The organism is Streptomyces spiralis (assembly GCF_014654675.1).
GTDB classification, from domain to species: Bacteria; Actinomycetota; Actinomycetes; order Streptomycetales; family Streptomycetaceae; genus Streptomyces; species Streptomyces spiralis.
This window is the reverse complement of sequence record NZ_BNBC01000033.1, coordinates 1-5,261: the sequence shown is the minus strand read 5'-3', so window position 1 is coordinate 5,261 and position 5,261 is coordinate 1. Positions and strand designations below refer to the sequence as shown.

Here is a 5,261-nt window from a genome sequence, read left to right as displayed (position 1 = left end):
GAGGAGGGAGTCGATGCGGAGCATCGGCGACCGACGACAACGCCGCGAGGTGCGGTGCCGGCCACCGCGAGCCCGGCATGATCGGCGAGACACCCCCTAGGGGTGCGCCGCCGGGGACGTGTGCTCTGTGAGCCAGTCATCGAAGGTCACGGTGGTGCGGGGGCCAGGGCCGGTCGGCAGCAAGCCGCCGCTGTTCATGCCGCCGGGAAGACGGATGGGCATGACGGGACGCCGGCGGGCGCCGCCTGCGGCCATGAGGCGCCGGGCCATGTCGACCAGCGATTCCTCCCGAGGCCCGGCGAGCTCGGGAGCCATGCCCATCGGTGCCTGGACGGAGAGTTCGGCGAGGGCTTGCGCCACTTCCCGAACCGCGACGGGTTGCACCCGCCCCTTCGGGACGATCGCGACCGGGCCGGGGATGCCACTCAGCAGTTGGCCGGCGAAATCGTGGAACTGTGTCGCCCGGAGGACAGTCCAGGGCACCAGTCCCTTACGGACGATCTCCTCCTGTCGCAGCTTGCCTGTGTAGTAGGGGTTCTTGACCCGGTCGACCCCGACGATCGACAGGGTCACAAGGTGCCGAACCCCCTCTCGCTCCGCTGCGCTGATGAGGTTCGTTCCCGCCGTGTCGAAGAAGTTGACCGCGACCGACTTGCTCATTGTCGTCACGTTACTGACGTCGATGACCGTGTCGACCCCGGCCAGCGCGGCATCGAGGCCGGTCCCGGTCATCAGATCAACACCCTGACTGCGCGACAGCACCACCGGCAGATGACCACGAGCCCGTAGGGTGTCCACGACGAGCTGTCCGACGAGCCCGGTGCCGCCGGCAACTGCGATTTTCATGACGATTCCTAGCTATGCGAAGGTGTGCGGGAAACTGTTGAGGGACGACGCGCTGTCCCTTGGCTTCAGACGCACCGAGTGTCAGAGCGGCGTGACGCGATCGCCCGCTGCCGGAGCTGGACTCTCCGGAGAGGTGTGGGGCGAGCCTGTCCCGCGTGCTGGAGACGGGGCGAGCAGTGCGGCGGAGATCAGGGTCAACGACGACAGCAGGCCTACGATGGCGACACGCTCGCCCGAGCTGTACATGCTCAGGTGCTGTAGGTGGTAGATCAGGTGAAAGACGCTGAAGACCAGCCAGGCCGCTCCTACGGTCGCGACGTACCGGTCGCTGTCTGCAAAACGCCAGGCGGCGGCGGTGACGACCAGCATGGCCATGTACAAGGCGGCCATGTCCTTCACCAGGTGCTCGTTGTACGGACCGAGGCGGAGCAGCCAGCCTCGACCGACGCCCGGGAAGGATTCGTACCAGGTCTTGGGCGCGAAGTAGGCCCAGACGTGGAGCAGGCAGGCGATTATCAGGCTGCCCACTAGAATGCGTCGTGTCATGAGTTTTCCCATGACTGATAGACAATCCGATGGCCTCATCTGTGACGTCCCTTTGACATCACCTCACGGAACCGCTGTCTTCGACAGGACGTAACCAGCCACGCCTAACCTGCAACGATCGATGCTCCCGCCCTTTTCGGCTCACGCCCGCCCTCACCCTGCGAGGTCACTCTGTGGTCCGTAGGGCAACAGACGTGCTGGGCAGGTGCGTGGGCCGCAGGCATGGTGCCGGCGGCAGCGGCGTAGGCGCTGCCGTCTCCGGTGCGGCGCGGAACGCCTCGATCACGTAGGCGGCAAAGCGGCGGGAGGCCGTGATCCGGGCGGCGCGCGGCGTGTCCTGGAGGCCCCGATGGGCCATGAGCATGAGGATGAGGTCGTCGACGACGAAGCCGGGGCGCAGTTGGCCGGTCTCCTGGACGCGGCGGGCCAGTTCGCCGACCGCGTGCAGAGTCCGCTCCCGGTCGGCGGTGAAGTCCATGGCCTCGGGGAAGGCCGTCATGAAGGCATCGGCGAATCCCCGGCTGTGTGCGTGGAGTTCGCAGATCCGCTCGATCAGGCTCCGGAATCCGTGCCACGGATCCGATTCCGCGAGGGCGTCCCGGACGGCGGCATGGCAGGCCCGCCGCTGCTCGGCGAAGGTCTGCGCGATCAGTGCCTGCTTGGTCGGGAAGTGCCGGTACAGCGTGGCGGGGCCGACGCCTGCATGCCGGGCGACCTGGCGCATGGGCGCACTCAGGCCCTCGTCGCCGAACACCGCGCGGGCGGCGTCCAGGATGCGGGCCCGGTTGTCGCGGGCGTCGGAGCGCATGGTCTGAGGCAATTGGTCGGTCATCGCTTCTCACTTTAGCCAATCGGACGGGTGCGTCCGTTACGGTCCGATGGCGGTGCTGCCGCCCCGTCCCGGCACCTCACCGGGTGTTGCCCCGGCTGTGGTCGCCGGCTCGACGCCCACGGCCGCAGCAGCCGCGATCCGTCCCTCCACCGATCTGAGGAGCAGAGATGAAAGCCGTCGTGATCAGGACGTTCGGAGACCCTGATGGTCTGGAGGTCGTCGATGTGCCCGTGCCCGTTCCTGCCCCGGGGCAGGTGCAGATCGCCACGGAGGCGATCGGGGTGGGCGGCGTCGACGCCGTGATCCGCCGGGGAACGCTTGCCGCCTACGGCTTCCGGGAGGGCCATGTCCTCGGCAGCGAGGTCGCGGGAAGGGTCACCGCGGTGGGAGAGGGCGTGGACGCCTCCTGGATCGGGCGGCGGGTGTGGGCGTTCACCGGGCTGTCCGGTGGGTATGCCGAGCAGGCCGTCGCCGCGGTCGAGGACGTCCTTGCGCTGCCCGACGGCCTGACCGGCGCCGACGCGGTGACCCTCGGCGGCTCCGGCGTGGTCGCCCACTTCGCCCTGGACCGGGCCCGTTTCACGCCCGGCCAGACGGTGCTCGTGCGCGGTGCGGCGGGCAGCATCGGGATCACGGCGGTCCAGCTCGCAGCCGGATGCGGCGCGAGCGCGGTGGCGGTCACCACCTCCTCGGTGGAGCGCGGCGCCCGCCTGCGGGACCTGGGCGCGACGCATGTCCTTGACCGCTCGGGCCAGGGCGGCCCGGACGCACCGACGGGCTTCGACGTGGTGATCGATGTCGTGGGAGGCCCCCGGCTTCCCCTCTTCCTGGACAAGCTGAACTCCAACGGGCGGTACGTGGCTGTCGGTGTGGTCGGTGGGCAGCCGCCGGCGGACTTCGGCATGCGGCTGATGGACGCATTCCGCAGGTCGTTGTCGTTCGCCACTTTCAGCTCCGACACCGTGCCCGGCCCCGACCGGCAGGCCGTACGGTCGTCCCAGTTCGCCGCTGCCGCGCACGGGAACCTCCGCACGGTCGTGCACGACGTGTTGCCCCTGGACAAAGCCGTGCCGGCCCACCGCGAGATGGACGCGGGGAAGGTGTTCGGCAGGATTGTGCTGTCGCCCTGAGCCGGGCAGGGACGACGTTCGGGGGCCGGGTAACGAAACGGGACCCGCTCAGTCTCGATTTTCGGGTGCGACGTACTCGAAAGTGGGGCCGGCCGCCAGGCCGTCGTCATCCAGGATGGCCATCAGGCTCTGTGCCTGTCCCTTGATCGCATACATCGTGCCGACCGACATTCCCAGCATCGCCGGGTTTCCGTTGAAGGCCTGCTCGAGCTGGTGCAACATCTTGCAGTACGTCTGGTTGAACACCTCCTGCGCGGTGCGGACCGCGCTGCCCTCGGGGTGGTCCTCCAGCCGCGGGTTGGGCCGCAGGGGGCGGACCCCGGCAGGATCGACGGTCACAGCCTCCCCGGTGGGGCCGGACTCGGGCGTGTCACCGGGCTGGTAGCGCCGCCCCAGCGCGATTTCCTGGAAGCGGTAATAGTGGGAGACCGCCTTGGTCTCGGGGTGGCTCAGGTCCATGTCCCCGTCCCAGACGTCGGCACGGGCCGCGCCTTCACCCTGCTCGACGATCTCCTCCAGCGCCGCAAGCGCCGAACCGAGGTCGGTGACCGGGTTCAGGTGCCCTGACGTGTGGGCGAACGGGCCACCGGCGACCTGACGGGCGGGGTCCCCCGTGAAGACCTGATCCTCACCCAGTTCGGCGCACAGCCGCCGCAGACCCTTCTCGATCGCGTCGTAGAACTGCCCGATCGTCTCGTAGTTGTCGCCCTCGGCCGGATCTCCCGGGTGCGCCGGCCGTTCGACACGGAGGAACATCTCCAGGGCCTCCTGCCCGAACGGCAGAAGCGACAGCTCGATGGAGGGGTCGGCGTGCGGCATGGTCCGCGGGTGTGGAGGCAGCAGATGCGGCGCATCCAGGCGGGGTTGTCCGCCGACCGCGTTGAGGAGGTTCGCAGCGAGGGCGAGGTGGATCATCTCCTCGACGAAGACACCACCGATGAGCTGTGCGGCTTCCGCGTTCCGTTCGGGATCGAGGGAGTACAGGGCCGTGAGGTAGGGCGGCAGCGTGGCATGTTCAAGCTCGATGGCCCACTGCAGGTGCCTGCGCAGGTCGTCCAGCGTCGCGATGCCTGTCGTCGAGGCGGCGTCGGAATTGTCGAACTGGTCCTGAGACATGGATGAGAGGCTCGTTTCGGTGTCGTAGGAACAAGGGGACACACCTGCGGCAGCCGACACCGGAACGCCGAGGGCGTCACGTGGACGACGAAGCTGTTCGCTCACTGCCGGAAGGGCAGGCACATACCCTTAAGTCACCTCACTGACAGGGCAGGCGACATATCTGTGACACACGCTCATCCACGGTGCCGAGCCATGGCCGAGAACCGCGAGCCCGCATGATCGACGAGACACCCCCTGGGGCCGGGGCAGCAGGGCTCGCCTGGTTCCAGAGCTGACGCGCGTGCAGCCGTCGATGCATGGTAGGTGTGACATAGTGTTTTCCACTGTCGGCCGGCGAGCGGCGGTGCTCCGCAGTTTCCGAGCTCGTGCCCCGGCAGGACACAGGCCGGCTCCCCCGGCCTGGTTTTTCGTGTTCCCCGCTCTCCGGAGGCACAGTGCTCACCCTCGGCCCGCTCTTGGCGAGCATGCCGCCCGGGGAGTTGTCCATGAAAGGTGTATCCCATGGCCGAGCTGTTCTACGACGCTGACGCCGACCTGTCCATCATCCAGGGCCGCAAGGTCGCGGTCATAGGCTTTGGCAGCCAGGGCCACGCCCACGCCCTGTCGCTGCGTGACTCAGGTGTGGACGTGCGTGTCGGTCTGCACGAGGGCTCGAAGTCCAAGGCCAAGGCCGAGGAGCAGGGCCTGCGCGTGGTCACCCCGGCGGAGGCCGCCGCCGAGGCCGACGTCATCATGATCCTGGTCCCGGACCCGATCCAGGCCCAGGTCTACGAGGAGTCCATCGCCCC

Annotated in this window: 6 protein-coding genes; 2 read left to right on the top strand and 4 right to left on the bottom strand. The window is 68.4% G+C overall.

All coding sequences use genetic code 11. From position 1 onward, the window contains the following. Positions 1–96: 96 nt before the first annotated feature. From IE318_RS28870 to IE318_RS28860, 3 genes are all read right to left on the bottom strand, one after another. Positions 97–846: an SDR family oxidoreductase gene (locus IE318_RS28870; RefSeq protein ID WP_189905044.1), complete on the bottom strand. Its 750-nt coding sequence runs from the start codon at positions 844–846 to the stop codon at positions 97–99. Between the two features lie 81 nt (positions 847–927). Next, positions 928–1,392, bottom strand: coding sequence for a hypothetical protein (locus tag IE318_RS28865; protein ID WP_051845093.1), 465 nt, complete (start codon positions 1,390–1,392; stop codon positions 928–930). Positions 1,393–1,558: 166 nt separating this feature from the next. Then, complete coding sequence (locus tag IE318_RS28860) at positions 1,559–2,224, bottom strand: TetR/AcrR family transcriptional regulator (RefSeq protein ID WP_189905042.1); 666 nt, start codon at positions 2,222–2,224, stop codon at positions 1,559–1,561. Positions 2,225–2,391: 167 nt separating this feature from the next. Between IE318_RS28860 and IE318_RS28855 the strand changes: the two genes are divergently transcribed. After that, complete coding sequence (locus tag IE318_RS28855; RefSeq protein WP_189905040.1) at positions 2,392–3,354, top strand: zinc-binding dehydrogenase; 963 nt, start codon at positions 2,392–2,394, stop codon at positions 3,352–3,354. Positions 3,355–3,402: 48 nt separating this feature from the next. Here the strand turns inward: IE318_RS28855 and IE318_RS28850 are convergent, their stop codons facing one another. Beyond that, positions 3,403–4,470: a ferritin-like domain-containing protein gene (locus tag IE318_RS28850; RefSeq protein ID WP_189905038.1), complete on the bottom strand. Its 1,068-nt coding sequence runs from the start codon at positions 4,468–4,470 to the stop codon at positions 3,403–3,405. 504 nt (positions 4,471–4,974) lie between these two features. Between IE318_RS28850 and IE318_RS28845 the strand changes: the two genes are divergently transcribed. Continuing rightward, the coding region (locus IE318_RS28845; protein ID WP_189905037.1) for an NAD(P)-binding domain-containing protein at positions 4,975–5,261 on the top strand (287 nt) is incomplete at its 3' end.